Annotated in this window: 3 protein-coding genes; 1 reads left to right on the forward strand and 2 read right to left on the reverse strand. The window is 35.5% G+C overall.

The features are described from left to right. Both RCH62_RS07205 and RCH62_RS07210 read right to left on the reverse strand, forming a co-directional pair. A partial coding sequence (locus RCH62_RS07205) for a MarR family transcriptional regulator (RefSeq protein ID WP_306474917.1) occupies positions 1–187 on the reverse strand: 187 nt, incomplete at its 3' end. Positions 188–201: 14 nt separating this feature from the next. Next, entirely contained in the window at positions 202–945 is a 744-nt protein-coding gene (locus tag RCH62_RS07210) for a DeoR/GlpR family DNA-binding transcription regulator (RefSeq protein WP_048717589.1), read from the reverse strand. Positions 946–1,075: 130 nt separating this feature from the next. Here RCH62_RS07210 and RCH62_RS07215 point away from each other — a divergent pair. After that, positions 1,076–1,774, forward strand: a 699-nt coding sequence (locus tag RCH62_RS07215; protein WP_306474918.1) for a glycyl-radical enzyme activating protein, incomplete at its 3' end; no start/stop codon positions are given.

The raw sequence follows: 1,774 nt of genomic DNA on the forward strand, positions 1-1,774 counted from the left end.
GGAAGAGGCGAGTATCAAAGTTTTCGATTTCAATTTTTACTACGCCCTCTTTCTTGGCCTCTGCTAGCATTCTGCTGACAGTTGTACGGTAGATTCCAGTTTCTGCTGCGATTTGCGATTGACTTTTGTCTTCAACATAGTATAGATAGGCTAATTTAGCAAGTAACTTTTTCCGTTCATCTTTCAATTGGCTTCTCCTTCTTATACTAAGGTTAAAATCGTTTGCGAATCCTCAAGTTTTTCTTTCGCTTCTTGAGATATATTCTTATCTGTTATGACTCTCGAAACTTGTGAAAGTGCAAATCGTCTGACAGTTCCACATTTCCCAAATTTACTTGAATCTGTTAAGACAATCACTTCTTTAGAAACATCGGACATAGCTTGAACAACTTCACTTCTCATCATATCTTTCCCAGTAAAGCCAAGTTCATCATCATATCCGTCAACCCCTACAAAAGCAAAGGGAACTCTAAACGATCGGATTAATTCTTTCAAAAGCGGACCTACAGTCACTCTCGATTCTTTTTGAAATTCACCACCAAGTAAGATGATTTTACAAGAATCATATTCCTGAATATAATCTGCAATAAAGTAAGAATTTGTCACAATCTTGACATTCTTTTTTGTTTGGCAAATTTCTTCTGCTAGCAAGGCACACGTAGAGCCCGATTCAATCAAAACCGTGTCGTTATCCTTAATTAATTTAGCAGCTTCCCTGGCTATTCTTTTCTTGGTATCATATTGAAAGGACAATCGAACATTGATATCATCTCCACTATTTAAAACAGCATAGCCGTGTTCTCTATGCAATAATCCTTTGGATTCTAGCTTGTCCAAATCCTTTCGAATGGTCACTTTAGAGACTTGTAATTTCTCAGACAAGCTATTAACATCAATCTTTTCAAATTCCGATACTAATTTCAATATTTCATCTAAACGTTGCATTGTTTTTACCTCTTCTCTATTTTAGCAAATTTTCGAGTGAATTCAAAACAAAATAAACTTTCGTTCGTAATTGAATTAGTTTCTTAAATAATGTATAATGGACTTACTAGATTGATAGGAGAGCAAAAATATGGAACAAAATCGTGGCATAATCTTTAATATCCAACACTTTAGTATCCATGATGGCCCTGGAATCCGAACTACTGTATTTCTAAAAGGATGTCCCCTACGTTGTCCATGGTGCTCCAATCCTGAATCCCAGCGTGCAAATCCTGAAAAAATGTTGGATGCTGTTACTAAAAAGGAAACCATCACAGGAGAAGAAAAAACAGTTACAGAAATCATAGATGATGTCTTAAAAGACGTTGACTTCTACGAAGAATCTGGTGGTGGCCTTACCCTGTCTGGTGGAGAAATCTTCGCTCAATTTGAATTTGCCAAAGCAATCTTAAAAGCTGCGAAAGAAGTTGGACTTCATACTGCAATCGAAACGACAGCTTTTGTTGAACATGAGAAATTTGTCGATCTCATTCAGTATGTTGATTTTATTTATACAGACCTTAAACATTACAATACACTTAAACATAAGAAGGTTGTCGGAGTCAACAATCATCTGATTATTAAAAATATTCATTATGCCTTTGCTCAAAACAAAACAATCGTTTTACGTATTCCAGTCATTCCTAATTTCAATGACTCTTTAAATGATGCTGAAGAATTTGCTTCTCTTTTTAATTCTCTTAACATCGATGAAGTACAACTTCTCCCATTTCACCAGTTTGGAGAAAACAAATACAAGCTTTTAGGACGTCGCTATGAAATGGAAGGA

Source organism: Streptococcus sp. (assembly GCF_030825805.1).
GTDB lineage: Bacteria > Bacillota > Bacilli > Lactobacillales > Streptococcaceae > Streptococcus.

Excerpts from the sequence above, each read along its gene's own strand:
- RCH62_RS07210 (WP_048717589.1), bottom strand. The coding sequence starts at position 945 with ATGCAACGTTTAGATGAAATATTGAAATTAGTATCGGAATTTGAAAAG.